General features: G+C 71.8%; 17 protein-coding genes. 15 read left to right on the forward strand and 2 right to left on the reverse strand.

All coding sequences use genetic code 11. The features are described from left to right. Positions 1–156 precede the first annotated feature (156 nt). The 13 genes from ABT254_RS33460 (at position 157) to ABT254_RS33520 (ending at position 17,403) form a co-directional block, all read left to right on the forward strand. Positions 157–600: an SRPBCC family protein gene (locus ABT254_RS33460; RefSeq protein WP_351478479.1), complete on the forward strand. Its 444-nt coding sequence runs from the start codon at positions 157–159 to the stop codon at positions 598–600. A 146-nt stretch (positions 601–746) separates the two neighbouring features. Beyond that, positions 747–3,140, forward strand: coding sequence for an MFS transporter (locus tag ABT254_RS33465; RefSeq protein ID WP_502972086.1), 2,394 nt, complete (start codon positions 747–749; stop codon positions 3,138–3,140). 154 nt (positions 3,141–3,294) lie between these two features. After that, positions 3,295–5,790: a SpoIIE family protein phosphatase gene (locus ABT254_RS33470; protein WP_351478481.1), complete on the forward strand. Its 2,496-nt coding sequence runs from the start codon at positions 3,295–3,297 to the stop codon at positions 5,788–5,790. A 179-nt stretch (positions 5,791–5,969) separates the two neighbouring features. Beyond that, a complete protein-coding gene (locus ABT254_RS33475) occupies positions 5,970–6,695 on the forward strand; it encodes a class I SAM-dependent methyltransferase (protein WP_351478484.1) in 726 nt (241 codons plus the stop codon). Between the two features lie 80 nt (positions 6,696–6,775). Next, complete coding sequence (locus ABT254_RS33480; protein WP_351478488.1) at positions 6,776–7,531, forward strand: dienelactone hydrolase family protein; 756 nt, start codon at positions 6,776–6,778, stop codon at positions 7,529–7,531. A gap of 48 nt (positions 7,532–7,579) precedes the next feature. Further along, positions 7,580–8,413, forward strand: coding sequence for a M55 family metallopeptidase (locus ABT254_RS33485; protein WP_351478491.1), 834 nt, complete (start codon positions 7,580–7,582; stop codon positions 8,411–8,413). Beyond that, positions 8,406–9,710, forward strand: coding sequence for a M20/M25/M40 family metallo-hydrolase (locus ABT254_RS33490; RefSeq protein ID WP_351478493.1), 1,305 nt, complete (start codon positions 8,406–8,408; stop codon positions 9,708–9,710). Before ABT254_RS33485 ends, ABT254_RS33490 begins: the two co-directional genes overlap by 8 nt. Positions 9,711–9,727: 17 nt before the next feature. Continuing rightward, positions 9,728–11,680, forward strand: coding sequence for a prolyl oligopeptidase family serine peptidase (locus ABT254_RS33495; RefSeq protein ID WP_351478495.1), 1,953 nt, complete (start codon positions 9,728–9,730; stop codon positions 11,678–11,680). Next, complete coding sequence (locus ABT254_RS33500) at positions 11,677–12,600, forward strand: S66 peptidase family protein (protein WP_351478497.1); 924 nt, start codon at positions 11,677–11,679, stop codon at positions 12,598–12,600. Before ABT254_RS33495 ends, ABT254_RS33500 begins: the two co-directional genes overlap by 4 nt. Positions 12,601–12,744: 144 nt before the next feature. Beyond that, a complete protein-coding gene (locus tag ABT254_RS33505) occupies positions 12,745–14,508 on the forward strand; it encodes a CocE/NonD family hydrolase (RefSeq protein WP_351478500.1) in 1,764 nt (587 codons plus the stop codon). Positions 14,509–14,567: 59 nt separating this feature from the next. After that, positions 14,568–14,813 carry a LapA family protein gene (locus ABT254_RS33510; protein WP_351478502.1) on the forward strand — a complete coding sequence of 82 codons (246 nt, stop codon included), beginning with the start codon at positions 14,568–14,570 and terminating at the stop codon, positions 14,811–14,813. A gap of 19 nt (positions 14,814–14,832) precedes the next feature. After that, positions 14,833–15,399, forward strand: coding sequence for a GNAT family N-acetyltransferase (locus tag ABT254_RS33515; protein WP_351478505.1), 567 nt, complete (start codon positions 14,833–14,835; stop codon positions 15,397–15,399). Positions 15,400–15,474: 75 nt separating this feature from the next. Beyond that, the gene (locus tag ABT254_RS33520) at positions 15,475–17,403 is read left to right on the forward strand and encodes a DUF5107 domain-containing protein (protein ID WP_351478508.1); all 1,929 of its coding nucleotides are present in this window, start codon (positions 15,475–15,477) and stop codon (positions 17,401–17,403) included. Between the two features lie 4 nt (positions 17,404–17,407). Here ABT254_RS33520 and ABT254_RS33525 read toward each other — a convergent pair whose 3' ends face one another. Both ABT254_RS33525 and ABT254_RS33530 read right to left on the reverse strand, forming a co-directional pair. Further along, positions 17,408–17,755: a VOC family protein gene (locus ABT254_RS33525; RefSeq protein WP_351478510.1), complete on the reverse strand. Its 348-nt coding sequence runs from the start codon at positions 17,753–17,755 to the stop codon at positions 17,408–17,410. An 89-nt stretch (positions 17,756–17,844) separates the two neighbouring features. Continuing rightward, the gene (locus tag ABT254_RS33530; RefSeq protein ID WP_351478513.1) at positions 17,845–18,393 is read right to left on the reverse strand and encodes a hemerythrin domain-containing protein; all 549 of its coding nucleotides are present in this window, start codon (positions 18,391–18,393) and stop codon (positions 17,845–17,847) included. A gap of 148 nt (positions 18,394–18,541) precedes the next feature. Here ABT254_RS33530 and ABT254_RS33535 point away from each other — a divergent pair, with 148 nt between their 5' ends. Both ABT254_RS33535 and ABT254_RS33540 read left to right on the forward strand, forming a co-directional pair. Continuing rightward, positions 18,542–19,072 (forward strand): phage holin family protein, encoded by a 531-nt coding sequence (locus ABT254_RS33535; RefSeq protein WP_351478515.1) that lies wholly within the window; start codon positions 18,542–18,544, stop codon positions 19,070–19,072. A gap of 3 nt (positions 19,073–19,075) precedes the next feature. Then, the gene (locus ABT254_RS33540; RefSeq protein WP_351478518.1) at positions 19,076–20,116 is read left to right on the forward strand and encodes an SDR family oxidoreductase; all 1,041 of its coding nucleotides are present in this window, start codon (positions 19,076–19,078) and stop codon (positions 20,114–20,116) included. Positions 20,117–20,148 lie beyond the last annotated feature (32 nt).

Below are 20,148 nucleotides of genomic sequence, written 5' to 3' on the forward strand. Positions count from 1 at the left end.
CCCGAGTGAAACACGTGTTCGATTTCCCGTGCAAGGCCTGTTTCCGATCGCCCCGCGAGCCCCGGGGGTGTCCCCGGGCACCCCGATTTGGGCGGCCGTGGGCGGGAGTGGTTGGCTTGCCCCCACCCCGAGAGAAGCAAGCCCTGGAGGAAACCGATGGCGCAGGTCGAGGCCACTACCGAGCGGGTCGTCGCGGCAGACGCGGAGAAGGTGTTCGACGCCCTCGCCGACTACAGCGGCACGCGCGCGAAGCTGCTGCCCGAGCACTTCAGCGAGTACGAGGTGCGCGAGGGCGGCGACGGCGAGGGCACCCTCGTCCACTGGAAGCTCCAGGCCACCAGCAAGCGGGTGCGCGACTGCCTCCTGGAGGTCAGCGAGCCCACCGACGGCGAGCTCGTCGAGAAGGACCGCAACTCCTCCATGGTCACCACCTGGCGGGTCACCCCGGCGGGTGAGGGCAGGTCCCGCGTCGTCGTGACCACCGTCTGGAACGGCGCCGGCGGCATCGGCGGCTTCTTCGAGAAGACCTTCGCGCCCAAGGGCCTCGGCCGGATCTACGACGCCGTCCTCGCCAAGCTGGCCACCGAGGTCGAGAAGTAAGTCCCTACCGCTCGGGGGCCGTTGACGCCCCTCACCGGATCGAGTGGATCTCCTTGCGCCCCGCCGGTCCGCCGTAACTCGTCGCGCCTGCCCGTAGTTGCCGCCTTGAGCGGAATTGTGTGGCAGCGCGGCGAGGGGAGCGGTACGTGAGCGGGACGACGGCGCAGGACGAACTGCGGGGCGAACCCGCCCTGGCGCCCCCGCAGGCCCCCGCCGCACCCGCGGGACCGGCCGGACCGGCCGAGCTGGGCCCGCGCCGGGTGCGGCTGGTCTTCCTCGGGCTGATGCTGGCGCTGCTGCTCGCCGCCCTGGAGCAGATGATCGTCGCCACCGCGCTCCCGAAGATCGTCGGTGAGCTGCACGGCCTGGACCGGATGTCCTGGGCGATCACCGCCTACCTGCTGACGGCCACCGTGGGCCTCCCGATCTACGGCAAGCTCGGCGACCTGCTCGGCCGCAAGGGCGTCTTCCAGTTCGCCATCGTCGTCTTCGTGATCGGCGCCGCGCTCGCGGGCCGGGCACAGAGCATGGACCAGCTGATCGCCTTCCGCGCGGTCCAGGGGGTCGGCGCGGGCGGGCTCATGATCGGTGTGCAGGCGATCATCGCGGACATCGTGCCGGCCCGCCGCCGCGGCCGCTTCATGGGCCTGATCGGCGCCGCCTTCGGCCTGGCCTCCGTGGCCGGTCCCCTGCTGGGCGGGTATTTCACCGACCGTCTCTCGTGGCGCTGGTGCTTCTACTTCAACGTCCCGTTCGGCCTGGTCACCCTCGCCGTCGTCACCGTCGTACTGAAGCTCCCCAAGCCGCAGGCCAGGGCGCGGCTCGACGTGCTGGGCGCGCTGCTGCTGGCCGCCGCCTCCACCTGCCTCGTGCTGCTGACCAGTTGGGGCGGCACCGAGTACGCCTGGGACTCGCGGACGATCCTCGGTCTCGGCGCGGGAGCGGCGGCCGCCACCGTCCTCTTCCTCGTCGTCGAGCACTTCGCCGTCGAACCCCTCATCCCGCTGCGACTGTTCAGGGACTCCGTCTTCAACGTCACCGGACTGGTGGGCCTGGTGACCGGCGTCGCGCTGTTCGGCGCCGCCAGCTATCTGCCGACCTTTCTGCAGATGGTCGACGGGGCCTCCGCCACCGAGTCCGGCCTGCTGATGCTGCCCATGATGGGCGGCATCGTCGGCGCCTCGATCGTCTCCGGGCAGCTCATCAGCCACACCGGGCGCTACAAGATCTACCCCGTCCTCGGCAGCGCCGTCTCCGTCGTCGGCATGTGGCTGCTCTCCCGGCTCCAGGTCGACACGCCCCGACCGCACTACAGCCTCTGGATGGCCGTGCTCGGCGCCGGCATCGGCATGGTGATGCCGGTCCTGATCCTCGCGGTGCAGAACTCCGTGCGCCCCGCCGACCTCGGCACCGCCACCAGCGCCAACAACTACTTCCGGCAGATCGGCGGCAGCGTCGGCGCCGCGGTCTTCGGCACCCTCTTCGCCGGCCGGCTCACCGACGCCCTCGAAAAACGGCTGCCCACACGCGCGGGCGCACGGCTTCCCGACCCGCAGTCCATCACCCCGCAGCTCGTCCACGCCCTGCCCGCGCCGCTGCGCGACGACTACATCCGGGCGTACGCCGACGCCATGCCCCGGATCTTCCTCTACCTGGTGCCGGTGCTCGCCCTCGGCCTGCTCATCGCGTTCTTCCTCAAGGAGAAACCCCTGGTGTCCCACAACGCCGCCGAAACCGAGCCCGCGACCGCCGCGATCCCGCACGCCCGATCGGCGTACGCCGCCGGAGTCCCCGTCTGCGGCACGGTGCAGCACCCCGACGGGACCGTCGTCCCCCGCGCCGCGCTCACGCTCATCGACGCCACCGGACAGCAGATCGGACGGGGCGCCAGCGGCGAGGACGGGCGGTACGCGCTGTCCACGACCGGCGCGGGGTCGTACGTCCTCATCGCCGCCGCCGGCGGCCACCAGCCGCAGGCCGTCTCCGTCACCGTCGGCGAGCGCCCCGTCGAACTGGACGTCGTCCTCGGCGGCGCCGGACGCCTCGCCGGTGGCGTGCTCACCGCCGACGGCACCCCCGTGCGCGACGCCACCGTCACGCTCACCGACGTGCGCGGCGAGGTCGTCGCCACCACCCGCAGCGGACGGGAGGGCGGCTACGTCATCACCGAGCTTGTCGCGGGCGAGTACACCCTCGCCGCGAGCGCGCCCGGGTTCCGCCCGGCCGCGCTTCCCGTCACCGTCCAGGCCGCCCGGGAGACCCGCCAGGACGTCGAACTCGCCGGCGGAGCCGTGCTCCGCGGCACCGTGCGCACCAGCGGCGGACGGCCCGTCGACGACGCGCGCGTGACGCTGCTCGACGCGGCGGGCAACGTGGTGGACACCCTGACCACCGGCCTCGACGGAACGTTCCGGTTCGTCGACCTGTCCTCCGGCGAGTACACCGTCATCGCGGCCGGTTACCCGCCGGTCGCCACCGTGCTCCGGGTCGCGGGAGGCGGACGGACCGAGCGGGACCTGCAACTGGGGCACGAGGACTGACGCGGTGTCATAACGCTCCGGCGCGCGCCCCCGCGCGTGTGGCCCGCTCCGTTGCATCAATTCCCGCATTGCCGCACATCACCACCGGCCGGAGGCTTACGGTGGAGTAGCCGGCACAGATCTTGCGGAGCCGTGGGGAGAGAGGGCCTGGGCCATGGACAATGGCACCGACCGTGGCACCGAGAGGGACGCGCCTCCCAGCCGCGAAGCCGGGGACGGCGCGGCGACGGAGTCCGCCGCGGCCGGCCGCATCCCGCTGGCCGTGGTCGTGGTGGACCGCGACGGCCTCGTCTCGCACTGGAGCAGGGGCGCGGGCCGGCTCTTCGGAGTCCCCAAGGACGACGCGATAGGGCGCTCGGCGGTCGACCTGCTGCCCGTCTCCGGCGCACTGCCCGAGGACGAGGACCTCACCCCGTACGGGGCGTACGGCGCGTACGACGGACTCGGCCCCGACCTCGAGACGTCCCTCGACGGCAGGCTCTCCTACCCGGCCGCCGGCCGCGCCCGCCTCACCGTCCCTGAATCTGACGGCGCCGACGCGCGCGTGGACGTGCTCTGGTGGGCGTACCCCCTGGTGGGCCCGGGGCACGAGCGGCTGCTCGTGCTCGCCGCCGACACCGCGGGACTGCGCCAGGACGAACCTGACGGCGGCGAAGGGGACCTGGCGTTCGAGCGGATCGCTCCCGGCTTCGCGCTGCACACGGACTTCCCCGGTGCCGAGGACCTGGCCCGTCGGCTGCCCGAGATCCTGCCCAGCATGAGCGTCGACGAAAGCGCCCGCATCGTCGCGCAGGTCCTCGAACTGGGCTATCCTGTCCTGGAGTTCAGCCAGAACGACCGGGTGCCCGTCACCCCCGACTGGGGCGTCCCGCGCCGGGTCGAGCGCAAGGCCCGCCGCGAGCGGGCCGCGCGGGCGGCGGCCGAGGGCCTGCCGGTACCGCAGGAACTCACCGACGACGCCGAGGATCTCGAGTACGCCGCCGTACGCGAACGCCTGGAGTTCCTCAACGAGGTCAGTGGGAAGATCGGCACCTCGCTCGACCTGGCCACGACCATCATCGAGGTCAGCAAGGCCGTCGTGCCGCGCTTCACGGACGTCGCCGGGACCTATCTGCGCGAACAGGTCGTCGCCGGAGAGGGGTTCCCGGACGGTGTGCCGGACACGACCACCATGTGGCACCGCGTCGCCCTCGAGCACACCGACGAACCCGGCCGCTGGGACGACGTCGTACCGGTCGGCGAGGCCATGCCCTTCCCGGCGCACACGCCGTTCTTCCAGTGCATGACCAGCGGTGAACCCGTCCTGGTGCCGCGCATCAGCGAGGAGATGGGCCACGCCATCGCCTCGCAGTTCGAGAAGCGGGACATCCGGCCGCTGATCACCAACCGCTCCATGCTGATCGTGCCCCTGAAGGCACGCAACGTGGTGCTCGGCTTCATGATCCTGCTGCGCCACCCCGAGCGCGTCGAGTTCAACGACATGGACCGGGTCACCGGCGCCGAACTCGCCGCCCGCGCGGGCCTCGTGCTCGACAACGCGCGCATGTACACGTACCAGGAGAGTGTCGCCGAGACCCTCCAGGACAGCATGCTGCCGCACATCCCGCCGCGCATGGCGGGCTGCGACATCGCCACCCGCTATCTGCCGGGCACGCTCCTCGGCCGGGTCGGCGGCGACTGGTTCGACTCCGTGAAGCTGCCCGGCGCCCGCACCGCGCTGGTCGTCGGGGACGTCATGGGCCACGGCCTCAACTCGGCCGCCATGATGGGCCAGTTGCGTACGGCCGTGCAGACCATGGCGGCCCTCGACCTGCCGCCCGCCCAGCTTCTGCGCAACCTCGACGACCTCGCCCAGCGTCTCGGCGACACCTACCTCGCGACCTGTCTGTACGCCGTCTACGACCCGATCGCGAGCGAACTGCACATCGCCAACGCGGGCCATATCCCGCCCGTGCTGGTCCGTGCGGAGGACGGCCGCAGCGAGTTGCTCGACCTTCCGACCGGTGCGCCCATCGGCGTCGGCGGAGTGCCCTTCGAAGCGGTACGCGTGCGCGTGGAGCCCGGCGACCGCATCGTGATGTGCACCGACGGACTGGTCGAGGTGCGCGGTGAGGACATCGGCGTGGGCCTCGCGACCCTCAGCGAGTCCGCCGCCCACCCCGCCGCCTCCATGGACGACGCCTGCGACTCCATCATCCGTGCTCTCAACACGCGCGGCGGCCGCAAGGACGACGTGGCCCTCCTGATGGCCCGCCTCAACGGCATCGAGCCGGACGATGTCGCCGAGTGGCGGCTCGCCCTCGACCCGATCGAGGTCGGACGGGCGCGTACCGTCGTCCGCGAACAGCTCCACGACTGGGGGCTCGCCCAACTCGCCCCCAACGCGGAGCTGTTGGTCAGCGAACTCGTCACCAACGCCGTACGGCACTCCCACAGCCGCCCCGTCGAACTGCGGCTCGTCCGCGGCGACACCCTGCTGTGCGAAGTGGACGACGACGACCACGACCTGCCGACCCTGCGCAGCGCCGGCCCGGAGGAGGAGTTCGGACGCGGACTGCGCGTGGTCAGCGCCCTCGCCCGCGAGTGGGGCACCAGCCGTACGAAGGCGGGCAAGACCGTCTGGTTCGAACTGACCCTGCCCCGGCGCTGACCGCACCAGGGGCGCGTGCTGACTGCACATCAGGGGTGCGAGGGGCGCCCGGGGGCGTACGCCGCTCGAATGCGGAGTGAAGGAATGCGCCGTGCGCTTGTAGCCGTGACCGGGGCGCGATAGACCGTACTGGCCCGTCAGTTGAGCGGGCCAGTACGTCGCACCCTGGGGAGTCGGTCATGAGCGTGACGAGTCGGTACCGGGAGGCCTGGGAGGGCTTCTGGCGTGCAGCCCCGGAGGAACAGGGGACCGTGTTCTGGGACGCGGATCCGGCCCTGACCGTCGGCATACACCTGGGCCTGTTCGAACCGTACCTCGCCGACCCCGGGCTGGCGATGGTGGACCTCGGCTGTGGCAACGGCACCCAGACCCGCTTCCTCGCCGAGCGCTTCAGGCGGGTGGTCGGCGCGGATCTGTCCGCCGCCGCCCTCGACCACGCCCGGCACGCCGACCCCTCCGGACAGGCGACGTACCGTGTGCTGGACGCCGTCGAGAAGAGCGAGACGGAGACGCTGCACGCCGAGATCGGCGACGCCAACGTCTATATGCGCGGTGTTCTGCACCAGGCCGCACCCGACGACCGGCAGCCCATGGTGGACGGGATCGCCGCGCTCGTCGGCGAGCGCGGCCGGGTCTTCCTCGTCGAACTCTCCGAGGCCGCCAAGCCCGTCCTGCTGGGCCTGGCGCAGAGCCCCACCGGACCACCCGCCAAGCTGGCACCGATCTTCCAGCACGGCATCGCCCCCGGTGAAGTCGCCGACGACGCCGTGCCGGAGTATCTGCGCACGGCCGGCCTCACCGTCCTGGCGAGCGGCGAACTCCCGCTGACCACCACGGAGTTCGGCCCCGACGGCGAGCGGATCGTGCTGCCGTCCAAGTGGCTGGTGGCGGGGCGCACCATGTGACGCGGGCGGTGGTGGGGGGGTCAGGGAACCCCCACTCGTCAGCGACGCCGCCAGCCGCGAGAACTGAGAGACCGCCTCCCATGACTGCCGTACAGGGAATCTCCGTCGACATCCCGACCCCCGACGGAACCGCCGACGCCTACCTCGCGCACCCCGACGACAACGCCCCGCACCCCGCCGTTCTGTTCTACATGGACGCCTTCGGGCTGCGCCCGCACCTCAGGTCGATGGCCGACCGCCTCGCCGCGGCCGGTTACACGGTCCTGGTCCCCAACGTCTTCTACCGGTCCGGCCGCGCACCCGTGGTCGAACTGCCCGAGTTCATCGACCCGGCCGATCGCCCGGAGATCATCCAGGCGCTGGGCCCTGCCGCACGGACCCTCACCTGGGAGGGGGCCATGCGGGACGCCGCCGTCCACCTGGACTGGCTGGCAGCGTCGCCTCTCACCACCGCCGGCCCCGTCGGCATCACCGGCTACTGCATGGGCGCGGGCCTGGGCCTGCGCACCGCCGGCACCTACCCCGACCGGGTCGCCGCCGCGGCCGGCTTCCACGGCGCGCACCTCGCCACCGATGCCCCGGACAGCCCCCATCTGTTCGCCGGCCGCATCACCGCCGAGCTCTACTTCGGCCACGCCGACCAGGACGCCACCAACCCCGCCGAACAGATCCACCGCCTGGACAAGGCGCTCACCGAGGCGGAGGTCCGTCATCGCGGCGAGGTGTACAGCGGGGCACGTCATGGTTTCACGCAGGCCGACACGGCGATGTACAGCGCGGAGGCCACGGAGCGGCACTGGGCGGCGCTGCTGGACCTGTTCCGCCGGACCCTCTGACCCCTGCTTCCTGGCCGGTTTCCCCCGCGGCGCGTAACGTGGCGCATCATGAAGATCCTGATCAGCGCCGACATGGAGGGTGCCACGGGGGTGACCTGGCCGGCCGATGTGCTGCCGGGCACACCGCAGTGGGAGCGGTGCCGCTCGATGTTCACCTCGGACGTCAATGCCGCCGTGCTGGGGTTCTTCGACGGCGGGGCGGACGAGGTCCTCGTCAACGAGGCCCACTGGACCATGCGCAACCTCCTCCTCGAGCAGCTCGACGAGCGGGCGGAGATGCTCACCGGGCGGCACAAGTCCCTCTCCATGGTCGAGGGCGTCCAGCACGGGGACGTGGACGGCATCGCCTTCGTCGGCTATCACGCCGGGGCCGGGATGGAGGGCGTCCTCGCCCACACCTACCTCGCCAACTCCATCACCGGGGTGTGGCTGAACGACGTACGCGCCAGTGAGGGTCTGCTCAACGCGCATGTCGTCGCCGAGTACGGGGTACCCGTCGTCCTCGTCACCGGCGACGACGTGGCCTGCGAGGACGCCCTCGGATACGCGCCCGAGGCGCTGAAGGTCGCCGTCAAGGACCATGTGTCGCGGTACGCGGCCGTGTGCCGTACGCCGGCCAGGACGGCGTCCGACATCCGGGCCGCCGCCAAGGAGGCGGCTCAGTTGGCGGTCCGTCACCAGCCCGTCCAGGCAGGGCCGTTCACCGTCGCGCTCGAATTCGACGCGGAGCATCTCGCGATGGCCGCCACCGTCGTGCCGGGCGTCGGCCGCATCGGGGAGCGGAAGGTGGCGTACACCAGCGAGACGATGTACGAGGCAATCCGTACCTTCAAGGCGGTCACCACGATCGTCTCGGCCGCCGTGGAGGAGCAGTATGGCTGACCAGCAGGCTCTGGACGAGGTCGTCCGGTTCACCTCCGACCTCATCCGTATCGACACCACCAACCGAGGCGGCGGCGACTGCCAGGAGCGGCCCGCCGCCGAGTACGCGGCCGAGCAGCTGGCCGGGGCCGGACTCGAACCCACGATGCTGGAGCGCACCAAGGGACGCACCAATGTCGTCGCGCGCATCGAGGGCACCGACCAGGCCGCCGACGCGCTGCTCCTCCACGGTCATCTGGACGTCGTACCCGCCCGGGCCGACGACTGGAGCGTGCACCCCTTCTCCGGGGAGATCCGCGACGGGGTGGTGTGGGGGCGCGGCGCCGTCGACATGAAGAACATGGACGCCATGATCCTGGCCGTGCTGCGGAGCTGGGCGCGGCAGGGCGTGCGGCCCCGGCGCGACATCGTCATCGCGTTCACCGCCGACGAGGAGGACAGCGCGCAGGACGGTTCCGGGTTCCTCGCCGATCAGCACCCCGAGCTGTTCGAGGGGTGCACCGAGGGCGTCAGCGAGTCGGGGGCCTTCACCTTCCACGACGGCAGCGGACGGCAGATCTATCCGATCGCGGCCGGTGAGCGCGGCACGGCCTGGCTGAAGCTCACCGCGCGCGGACGCGCCGGGCACGGCTCCAAGGTGAACAGGGAGAACGCGGTCACGCGTCTCGCCGCCGCGATCACCCGCATCGGCGAGCACGAGTGGCCGCTGCGGCCGACTCCGACCGTACGGGCCGCTCTGGCCGAACTGGCTGCGCTCTACGGCCTCGACGTCGACCTGGACGACATCGACGGGCTGCTCGGCAAGCTGGGCCCGGCCGCGTCGCTCGTCGAGTCGACCGTCCGGGGCAGCGCCAACCCGACCATGCTGGAAGCCGGTTACAAGCTCAACGTGATTCCCGGGGAAGCGGTCGCGTATGTCGACGGGCGGTATCTGTACGGCGGGGAGGACGAGTTCCGCACGACCCTTGACCAGCTCACCGGGCCCGACGTGGACTGGGAGTTCCACCACCGTTCGGTGGCTCTCCAGGCGCCGCTGGACTCGCCGACGTACGCGAAGATGCGTGCCGCCGTCGAGGAGTTCGCACCCGAGGGGCATGTGGTGCCGTACTGCATGACGGGCGGCACGGACGCCAAGCAGTTCTCGCAGCTCGGCATCACCGGGTACGGCTTCACGCCGCTGAGGCTGCCGGAGGGATACGACTACCAGGCCATGTTCCACGGGGTCGACGAGCGGGTCCCGGTCGAGGCGCTGCACTTCGGTGTCCGCGTCCTCGACCGCTTCCTGCGGACGGCCTAGGCGAGTTGGGGGAGAACGTGCAGAGACTGCCGTACGGTTCCTGGCCCTCGCCCATCGACGCGGCGCTCGCCGCCGCGCACGACGGGCGACCCGAGTACGTGGGCTTCGTGGGCGAAGAGGCGTGGTGGACCGAGCCACGGCCCGCCGAGGGCGGCCGCCGCACCCTGGTGCGGCGCCGTGCCGACGGCCGGGAGGAGTCGCTGCTGCCCGCACCGTGGAACGTCCGCAGCCGTGTCATCGAGTACGGCGGACAGCCCTGGGCCGGTACGGTCGTGGCCGGACGGCCGCTCGTGGTGTTCGTGAACTTCGCCGACCAGCGGCTGTACCGGTACGAACCGGGAGGCGAGCCGCGGCCCCTCACACCCGTGTCGCCCGTGGGCGGCGGACTGCGCTGGGTGGAGCCGCAGTTGCAGGTCGAGCGCGGCGAAGTGTGGTGCGTGCTGGAGGAGTTCACCGGCGACGGACCCACCGATGTGCGCCGCGTCCTGGCCGCGGTGCCGCTGGACGGCTCGGCGGCCCAGGACCGGGATGCCGTACGCGAACTCAGCGACGACCGGCACCGCTTCGTCACCGGTCCGCGTGTCTCGCCCGACGGGCGCAGCGCGGTCTGGCTGGCCTGGGACCATCCGCGGATGCCGTGGGACGGCACCGAACTGGTCCTGGCCGGGGTCGCCGAGGACGGCACCCTGGGGCAGACACGCACGCTCGCCGGTGGTCCGGAGGAGTCGATCGCCCAGGCGGACTGGGCCCCCGACGGCTCGCTGCTCTACGCGAGCGACCGCACCGGCTGGTGGAACCTCTACCGCGACGGCGTGGCGCTGTGCCCGCGCGAGGAGGAGTTCGGCGGGCCGCTGTGGAAGCTGGGGCAGCGCTGGTTCGCCCCGCTGGACAGCGGACTGATCGCCGTCGTGCACGGCCGCGGCGCCACCGCGCTCGGCATCCTCGACCCGGAGACCGGCGAGGTCGTCGACGCGGCCGGCCCCTGGACCGAGTTCGCGTCCACGCTCGCGGTGCACGGCGAGCGGGTCGTCACCGTCGGAGCCAGCCCGCGCAGCGCCTACGAGGTGGTGGAGCTCGACACCCGGGCCGGCCGGGCCCGCGTGATCGGTGCCGAGCACCAGGACGCGGTCGACCCCGCGTACTACCCCGAACCGCAGATCCGCACCTTCACCGGGCCCGCCGGACGCGACATCCACGCGCACATCTACCCGCCGCACCACCCGGGCTGCGTCTCGCCCGGCGACGAGCTGCCGCCGTACGTCGTCTGGGTGCACGGCGGCCCCACCAGCCGGGCGCCCCTCGTGCTCGACCTGGAGATCGCCTACTTCACCTCCCGGGGCATCGGCGTCGCCGAGGTCAACTACGGGGGCTCGACCGGGCACGGGCGCGAGTACCGCAACCGGCTGCGTGAGCAGTGGGGTGTGGTCGACGTCGAGGACTGCGCGGCCGTCGCGCTCGCCCTCGCCGACGAGGGGACCGCCGACCGTGAGCGGCTCGCGATCCGCGGCGGCAGCGCGGGCGGCTGGACCACGGCCGCCTCCCTGGCGGCCACCGACGTCTACGCCTGCGGCACGATCCTCTACCCCGTCCTCGACCTGGCCGGCTGGGGCGCGGGGGAGACCCACGACTTCGAGTCGCAGTACCTGGAAACCCTGGTCGGGCCGCTCGCCGAGGTGCCCGGCCGGTATGCCGAGCGCTCGCCCGCCGAGCACGCCGACCGCATCACCGCGCCGTTCCTGCTGCTGCAGGGCCTGGACGACGTGATCTGCCCGCCCGCCCAGTGCGAACGGTTCCTGGCGCGGATGGAGGGCAGACGGGTGTCGCATGCGTACCTCACCTTCGAGGGGGAGGGGCACGGGTTCCGGCGGGCGGAGACCATGATCCGTGTCCTGGAGTCCGAACTCTCCCTCTACGCCCAGGTCTTCGGGCTGAATCCGCGCGGTGTCCCTACGTTGGAGCTGACCAAGTGAGAGAACTCCTGCGTCCGTCCCGGCTCGCCCCCGGCGCCCGCGTGGCCGTCGTCGCGCCCAGCGGTCCGGTGCCGGAGGAGCGGGTGCAGGCCGGGCTCGACCTGCTGCGGGGCTGGGACCTCGACCCGGTGGTGGCACCCCATGTGCTGGACCGGCACGGCGGGTTCGACTACCTGGCGGGCACGGACGCCGACCGGGCCGCCGATCTGCAGGCCGCCTGGTGCGACCCGTCGGTGGACGCGGTGCTGTGCGCGCGGGGCGGGTACGGGGCTCAGCGGATGGTCGACCTGCTCGACTGGGAGGCGATGCGGGCCGCCGGACCCAAGGTGTTCGTGGGCTTCAGCGACATCACGGTGCTGCACCAGGCGTTCGCCAACCGGCTGGGCCTGGTCACCCTGCACGGACCGGCGGCCGCCGGGGTCGACTTCATCAAGCACGCCCGGGCGCAGGAACACCTCAAAGCCACCCTGTTCGCTCCGGAGCGGGTGCGCACCCTCGTCTCCGCCGGCACCGCTCTGGTTCCGGGGCGGGCCCGGGGCGTCACGCTGGGCGGATGTCTGAGCATGCTCACCTCCGACCTCGGGACGCCGCACGCCCACGAGGGTGCCCGTGGTGGGCTGCTGCTGATCGAGGACGTCGGCGAACGGCCGTACCGCATCGACCGGATGCTGACCCAGCTGCTGCGCAGTGGATGGCTCGACGGCGTCACCGGGATCGTGCTCGGGTCGTGGGCGAAGTGCGGTCCCTACGAGGAAGTGCGCGCCGTCCTGGTGGACCGGCTCGGGGGACTCGGCGTGCCCGTCGTCGAGGAGTTCGGATTCGGGCACTGCGAGGGCGCGTTGACCATGCCCTTCGGTGTGACCGCCGAACTCGACGCCGACGCGGGCACCTTGACACTCGACGAGCCCGCCCTGCGCTGAACCGGGTCCGCCGGACCTCTTCACTGAATATCCGTCAAGAACACTCGTCTGGGCGATTGACCTCGTATGACACGTGTCACACCATGACAAGCGGTGGTTACTTACTGGTCGGTAAGCAGGGCTGTCCTGAGTGTGGAGGTCTCAGTGTCCCGACGCGTGTTCAGATCCAGGGCGCCGCTCGCTCTCGCCCTGGGCGCGGCGCTCGCCGCACCCCAGGCGCTCACCGCTCCCGTGTCCGCAGCAGGCCAATACAGCGTCACGGCACTGAAGTTCACCGTCCAGGCCGGCGGCCGCCGCTGCGCGGTCGACGCCGATCTCTACCGCCCGGCGGGCGTCGACAGCGCCCACCGCGCCCCGGCCGTGCTCGCCACCAACGGCTTCGGCGGCAGCAAGTCCGACGGCACCACCGACGCCATCGGCAAGGCCCTCGCCTCGCGCGGCTATGTGTCCCTGATCTACTCCGGGCTCGGCTTCGGCCGCTCCGGCTGCCTGATCTCACTCGACGACCCCGGCATCGACGGCACCGCGGCCTCCCGGCTGATCGACTTCCTGGGCGGCAGGCGTGCCGCCGACGACGGCACCAGGGCCGACTTCGTCACCCTCGACGGCGCGGGCGACCCGCGGGTCGGCATGATCGGGGGCTCGTACGGCGGGGCCATCCAGCTGGCGACGGCCGCCGTCGACCACCGGGTGGACGCGCTGATCCCCCTGGTCACCTGGAACAACCTCGCCTACGCGCTGGACCCGAACAACGCCGGCGGCACCGTCCCCGGCGCCTTCAAATGGCAGTGGACCAACGGGTTCTACCTCCTCGGCGAGGGCCAGACGTTGACCCAGCCGAACCTCGACCCGTCCCGGATCAACTCCCTCACCTGTCTGCACTTCGTCACCCGGGCCTGCGCCACCATCCGCACACTGAACTCCGGAAGCTACCGCGCGGGGCCCACCGCCGCGATGCTCGCCTACGCCCACAGCGTCTCCCCGGCCTCCTACCTGAACCGGGTCCAGGCACCCACCCTGCTGATCCAGGGACAGGCCGACAGCCTCTTCAACCTCAACGAGGCGACGGCGACGTACAAGACGCTCAAGGCACAGGGCACACCCGCCGCGATGATCTGGCAGTCCTGGGGACACAGCGGCGGCATGGTGGACGGCGAACTCAACCTCGCCCAGGGCAACTTGGACGACAGCTACGTCGGCGGGCGGATCCTCTCCTGGTTCGGCCACTACCTCCGGGGGCAGCACACCGACACCGGACCCGCCTTCGCCTACTACCGCGACTGGATCACCGACCCCGGCCACGCATACGCGACCGCCGACCACCTCCCCGCCCTCAGCCGGAAGCTCTACCTCTCCGGGGACGGCAAACTCGTCGACAACAGCAAGAAGGTGGCCCTCGGCAGCCGTACATACGCCAACCGGCTGACTCCCACGAGCCATTCGGAGACCTCGCTGGCCGCGATCGGCGGTCTGCCGGACCCCGCGCCGTTCGACACCGAGGGCACCTACCTCGGCTGGACCAGCGAACCGCTCACCCGCACCACCGACGTCGTCGGCGCGCCGCGGGCCACGCTCAGGGTCGACTCCCCGCAGGCCGAAAAGGTCCAGAACTCCGACAACGCCGCCGACCGGCTCGTCCTGTTCGCCAAGCTGTACGACATCGCGCCCGACGGCACCAAGACGCTGGTGCACCGGCTGGTCGCGCCGGTCCGGGTACCGGACGTGACCAAGAGCTTCACCGTCAGCCTGCCGGGCATCGTCCACCGGTACCAGAAGGGGCACCGGCTGCGGTTCGTGATCGCGGCGAGCGACGACGCGTACTTCGGCAACCGCGGCATCAAGGCGGTGACCGTGGCCGGCGCGTCCGGGAACACCGGCGTGCTGGAGCTGCCCGTCCTCGGCGGGTGAGGCGCCCCACGGGCGGTGCTCACCATGCGTAAGGGGGTCTTCGGGCGCATCCTGGTGGTATGAGCCCGAAGACCTCCGAGCCGGGTGCCAGGCACGGCGGCGACAGGGGCCCGGCAGTGACGCCCGGCCGGGTGACCGTCCTGCTGCTCGCCGTCTTCGCCGTGATCTTCATCTTCCAGAACACCCACCACACCAGGATCCGCCTCCTGATCCCCGAGGTCACGATGCCGCTGTCGACGGCACTGCTCGTCGCGGCGGCGATCGGGTCGTTCTTCGGGGCGTATTTCATGAGGCGCAAGCGTTAGACCGCCGTAGGGTGGCGAGATGCCGCACACCGCATCCCGTTATCTCGCCGAAGGCCCCCGCGTGGGCATACGCCACTTCACCTACGAGGACGGTGCCGAGTTCACCGCCCGTGCCCGCGAGAGCAAGGACCTGCACCACCCCTGGCTCTTCCCGCCGGACACCGCGAGCGCCTACACCGCGTACGCGGGCCGGCTGATCGAGGACCCGACCAAGGCCGGCTTCCTCGTCTGCGAGAAGGACGGGGCCCAGGGCAAGGGCGCCATCGCCGGGTACATCAACATCAACAACATCGTCGAGGGCGGCTTCCAGAACGGCGCGCTCGGCTACGGCGCCTTCGCGCACGCCGCCGGGCGCGGGCTGATGCGGGAAGGCCTGGACCTGGTGGTGGGGTACGCCTTCGGGCCGATGCGGCTGCACCGGCTGGAGATCAACGCGCAGCCGCAGAACGCGGCGTCTATCGCGCTGGCGCGCGCGTGTGGGTTTCGGCTGGAGGGATTCTCGCCGAAGATGATTTTCATCGACGGGGACTGGCGGGATCATGAGCGGTGGGCGATCACTGCCGAGATGCGGGGCGCTTCGCGTTGAGCAGCGGTCCGCAGGCCGCCTTTGCGCAATCCTGACCCGCAGGTCCCCTGGCCGGTTCGGCGGTGAGCGGCTTCCATGGTGATCGTGACGAGCATCCGACGTGAGGTACTGACGTTGCCCGCCGCGGAGTTGGGGCCGGACAATCCGCTGCCCCCGTTGCGGCTGCTGCACGAGGTGCACCGCATCGAGGACCGGGACCGGGACGAGCTCCCGCGGGACATGGCCCGACAGGTCGGCTACGAGCCCCTGCGCAGTCTGCTGCCGGTGCGAATCCGGGACGGGTACGGGCGGGCGCGCGAGCCCCGCGATGTCGACGCCCTCGTGATCGAGAACCGCCGGCTGCGCGCCACCGTACTGCCCGGTCTCGGCGGCCGTGTCGCCTCCCTGCTGCACAAGCCGACCGGCCGCGAACTCCTGTACCGCAACCCGGTGTTCCAGCCCGCCAACTTCGCCCTCAACGGCGCCTGGTACTCCGGTGGCATCGAATGGAACATCGGCGCCACCGGCCACACCACCCTCTCCTGTTCCCCGCTGCACGCGGCCCGCGTCCCCGCCCCCGACGGCGGCGAGATGCTCCGGCTGTGGGAGTGGGAGCGGCTGCGCGACCTGCCCTTCCAGGTCGACCTCTGGCTGCCGGAGGACTCCGACTTCCTGTACGTCGGCGTCCGCATCCGCAACCCGCACGAGCGGCCCGTGCCGGCCTACTGGTGGTCCAACATCGCGGTACCGCAGGAGCGCCGGGTGCTGGCGCCCGCCGAGGAGGCCTGGCAGTTCGGCTACGAGCGGCGCCTGCGGAAGGTGCCCGCACCGTCGTGCGCCGAGATACAGCAACTCCCTTACGCCGCAGACTACTTCTACGATCTGCCGGATGAGCAGCGACGCTGGATCGCCGCCCTCGACGAGCACGGTCACGGCCTGGTGCAGACGTCCACCGACCTGCTGCGCGGACGCAAACTGTTCGTCTGGGGGAAGGGTCCCGGCGGGCGCCGCTGGCAACAATGGCTCACCGAACCCGGCACGGGCGGCTACTCGGAGATCCAGGCCGGGCTCGCCCGCACCCAGCTGGAGCATGTACGGCTGGAACCGGAGAGCGAGGTGTCGTGGCTGGAGGCCTACGGCCCGCTCAGCTCCCCGGAGGCCGCCGACGAAGTGGAAGCCCGCCTCGAAGCCGCCCTCCCGCGCGCAGGCCTCGACGCCGCCCACGCCGCCTGGAAGCCGTACGCCGACACCGAACCCGGCGAGATCCTCGCCGTCGGCTCCGGCTGGGGCGCGCTCGAAGTGCTGCGCGCCGACTGGAAGCTGCCCGGCACGCCGTTCGACGAGGACACGCTCGGCGAGGCCCAGGAACCCTGGCTCACACTGCTGCGGACCGGTACCTTCCCCGAGCCGCGCCGGGTGCGGCCCCCCGGCGAGACGCTGGTCGCCCCGCACTGGCGGGACATGCTGGAGACCGCGCCCGCGACCCCGCTCACCGAGTACCACCTCGGTGTCGCCCAGTGGCACGCAGGCGACCGGGCGCAGGCGGTGCGCAGCTGGGAGCGGGCCCTCGAACTCGCCCCGTCGCTCTGGCCGTTGCTGCGCTGCCTCGCCGTCGCCGACCAGGACAGCGGCAACCACGAACGGGCCGCGGACCGGTACGCCGACGCCTTCGACGACCTGTGCCACGAGCGGCGCGACGGCGGGGAGCAATGGACGGCGGCCACGGCCGCGCTGGGCCGCGAGGCGATCGAGGCCCTGCTCGCCGTAGGCCGCACGGCTCAGGCACGAGGCGTCTGGGAGCGGCTGCACCCCACCACCCGGGAGCGTGGCCGGTTCCGGCTGATCGAGGCCGGGCTGCTGCTCGCGGAGGGGCGGCGGGAGGAGGCCCTGGACGTCTTCCGGGCGGGCTTCGAGGCCGCCGATCTGCGGGAGGGGGCGGAGGCGATCGGCCGCCTGTGGTCGAGGCTGACCGACGAACCGCTCCCGGCCCACTACGACTTCCGTATGCGGCCGCCGGAGGCGTAGGAACCTATACGTTGCGGTCCACGTACTCGTACACCATGCCGTCCGGGTGCATCGCGATCAGATTACGGCCCCCGGGCGTCGGCACCGGGCCCGCGACGATGTGCGCGCCGAGTTCGGTGAGCACCCCGTGGGTCTCCTCGACGTCCTTGACGGCGATCGTCGCGGAGATCCGGCGCAGCACCTCCAGCTCGGCCTCGGGCCCGCTCATCAGCAGGAAGCACCCGACCGCGGCCACCTGGACGCCGCCGCGTTCGAAGCGCTGGGCTCTGCCGCCCGCCAGCCGTTCGTAGAAGGGGACCGCGGTCTCCAGGTCGTCGACGCAGATACGCAGCGTGGCTCCCAGAATGTCCATGTGCAGAGCCTAGTTGGGGCGACCGGGCGAGGAGATCGCTTCCGATCGTTTCGGTGATCGTCCTCGGCCCGGCCGCCCCGGGGCGTGGATCAGCCCATCGCCTTGCGTACGACGTCACGCGTGCGGTCGATGACGGCCGCGACCGGGCCCACCGCCACGTTCTTCAGGGCGGTGTCGGTGCCCGGGTGCGGACGCGTGGGCGCCAGCGCCTCGGCCGCCTGTACCGCGCGGGCCAGGGTCTCCAGCCTGTCGCGGTCGGCGACCCGGTGGAAGTGGGCGAACTCGTACCGCTCCTCGTTGTCGGCGTGGGCGAGCACGTCCTGGCGCAGGGCCGCGAACTGGTCCAGGAACTCGGGCGAGTCCGGATCCATGTCGTCCAGCCGGGAAAGGGCCGACTTGGCCTTCTCCTCCTCCTCGATCCGGTCCTTCACGACCAGCTCGCCGCCGTCGATGTGCTTGCGGGCGAAGGGATGGACGACCTCTTCCTCGGCGGTCTCGTGCACCGCGAGGAGCCGTACGAGGTCGTGGAAGTGCCGCTTGCGGTCCTCCCCCTTGGTGTTCGCCACCTCGTCGAACAGTTCTCGGATCCGGATGTGCTGCCCCTTGAGCAGCTCCACCACATCGGTGCGCTCGGTCATCCTGTAACTCCTGTAAGAGGGGTCTGTGAGGGTTTGGTCGTGCGGTCGTGCGAGCGGGCCGGGTACCCGAGGCCCCGGGGGCTGACGCACCGCTTTCCGGCCGTGACGGACCGCGTTATCCGTATGCGCGTACGGGTACTCGGCAGCCATGGAAGGCTTGGATCATCTGGAGCATCTGGACAGGCACCTGGTCGACGAGCTGGCGCAGGTGGCGCGCGAGACCGTGCGCGACGAACTGCGCGAACAGACTCGCAAGCAACGGCGTAGGGCGACGCTGTACGCCGCCTCCGGAGCCGTCGCCCTGTATGCGGGCGCGGCCCTCGCGCTCACCGTGGGACTGGCCCTGGCGATCGGCCTGCCCGACTGGGCCGCCGCGCTGATCACCGCGGTGATCCTCGGCGTCGTCGCCTACGTCCTGCGTGGGGCGGCCCGCCCCTCGGCGTCCCGGCCCACCCCGGAGCGGGAGGCGGCCGCCGCGAGCCAGGGCGACCCCGTCGTGGGCGGCCGGGCGCCCACCCAGCCGCCGAGCGGACTCGGGACGCCGTATCCGCCGATGCCGCCGGTCGCACCGGGCGGTCCGGGCGGGGCCGCGCCCGTCGCGGGCGAACCGGGCGGCACGGGCACACCGGCACCGGGCCAGGGCGACATCGACCCCGAGCAGCCGCACCACAGGGCGTGAGCCATGGTCCGCAAACGGTGGGGCGTACCCGTGCCGGGGGGCCGTAAGGCCGTCGTCGTGACCGGGGCCAGCGGTGGCGTGGGGCGGGCCGCGGCCCTGGCCTTCGCCGCCCGGGGCGACCGGGTCGCGCTGCTGGCCCGCGGGCGGGAGGGCCTCGCGGCGGCCGCCGACGAGGTGCAGCGCGCCGGGGGCGAGGCCCTTGTCGTCACCGTCGACATGGCCGACCCCAAGGCGGTCGACGACGCGGCCCAGCAGGTCGCCGACACGTTCGGGCACATCGACGTGTGGGTCAACAACGCCTTCGCCGGGGTCTTCGCGCCGTTCACCGAGATCACCCCGGACGAGTTCCGCCGGGTGACCGAAGTGACGTATCTGGGCTGTGTGTTCGGCACCCGGGCCGCGCTGCACCACATGCTGCCGCGCGACCGCGGCACGATCGTGCAGGTCGGCTCCGCCCTCGCCTACCGCGGCATTCCGCTGCAGTCGGCGTACTGCGGGGCCAAGCACGCGATCCAGGGGTTCAACGAGTCGCTGCGGTGCGAGCTGCTGCACAGCGGCAGCGGGGTCCGCACCACGATGGTGCAGCTGCCGGCCGTCAACACACCGCAGTTCGACTGGGTGTTGAGCCGGATGCCGGGGCGGGCCCGGCCGGTGGCGCCGGTGTTCCAGCCGGAGGTCGCGGCCCGCGCGATCGTGCACGCGGCCTCCCACGGGCGGCGGCGCGAGTACTGGGTCGGAAGCTCCACGGTGGCCACCCTCATCGCCAACGCGGTGGCTCCCGGAGTGCTCGACCGCTATCTGGCCCGCACCGGCTTCGACGCCCAGCAGGACGAGGGCGAGCACGGCGAGTTCGGCAATCTGTGGACCCCGGCGGACGGAGCGCACGGGCGGGACTTCGGGGCGCACGGACGGTTCGACGAGGAGTCCCGGCCGGACAGTGCGCAGGAGTGGATCTCCCGCAACCGCGGCCGGGTGGGGACGGCTCTCACCGTCGGCGCCGGCGTGGTGGCCGCACGGAAACTGACCCGGCTCGCCCGCCGTTAGCACGGAGACCGAGCCGGTCGCCCGCCGTCAGG

Origin of the sequence: Streptomyces sp. NPDC001137, from assembly GCF_040298885.1 — a bacterium.
In the GTDB taxonomy this organism is placed as follows: Bacteria; Actinomycetota; Actinomycetes; order Streptomycetales; family Streptomycetaceae; genus Streptomyces.

Excerpts from the sequence above, each read along its gene's own strand:
- ABT254_RS33530 (WP_351478513.1), bottom strand. The coding sequence starts at position 18,393 with ATGACCGAGCGCACCGATGTGGTGGAGCTGCTCAAGGGGCAGCACATC.
- ABT254_RS33490 (WP_351478493.1), top strand. The coding sequence starts at position 8,406 with ATGGCTGACCAGCAGGCTCTGGACGAGGTCGTCCGGTTCACCTCCGAC.
- ABT254_RS33480 (WP_351478488.1), top strand. The coding sequence starts at position 6,776 with ATGACTGCCGTACAGGGAATCTCCGTCGACATCCCGACCCCCGACGGA.
- ABT254_RS33460 (WP_351478479.1), top strand. The coding sequence starts at position 157 with ATGGCGCAGGTCGAGGCCACTACCGAGCGGGTCGTCGCGGCAGACGCG.
- ABT254_RS33535 (WP_351478515.1), top strand. The coding sequence starts at position 18,542 with ATGGAAGGCTTGGATCATCTGGAGCATCTGGACAGGCACCTGGTCGAC.
- ABT254_RS33475 (WP_351478484.1), top strand. The coding sequence starts at position 5,970 with ATGAGCGTGACGAGTCGGTACCGGGAGGCCTGGGAGGGCTTCTGGCGT.
- ABT254_RS33470 (WP_351478481.1), top strand. The coding sequence starts at position 3,295 with ATGGACAATGGCACCGACCGTGGCACCGAGAGGGACGCGCCTCCCAGC.
- ABT254_RS33510 (WP_351478502.1), top strand. The coding sequence starts at position 14,568 with ATGAGCCCGAAGACCTCCGAGCCGGGTGCCAGGCACGGCGGCGACAGG.
- ABT254_RS33515 (WP_351478505.1), top strand. The coding sequence starts at position 14,833 with ATGCCGCACACCGCATCCCGTTATCTCGCCGAAGGCCCCCGCGTGGGC.
- ABT254_RS33525 (WP_351478510.1), bottom strand. The coding sequence starts at position 17,755 with ATGGACATTCTGGGAGCCACGCTGCGTATCTGCGTCGACGACCTGGAG.
- ABT254_RS33540 (WP_351478518.1), top strand. The coding sequence starts at position 19,076 with ATGGTCCGCAAACGGTGGGGCGTACCCGTGCCGGGGGGCCGTAAGGCC.
- ABT254_RS33520 (WP_351478508.1), top strand. The coding sequence starts at position 15,475 with ATGGTGATCGTGACGAGCATCCGACGTGAGGTACTGACGTTGCCCGCC.
- ABT254_RS33485 (WP_351478491.1), top strand. The coding sequence starts at position 7,580 with ATGAAGATCCTGATCAGCGCCGACATGGAGGGTGCCACGGGGGTGACC.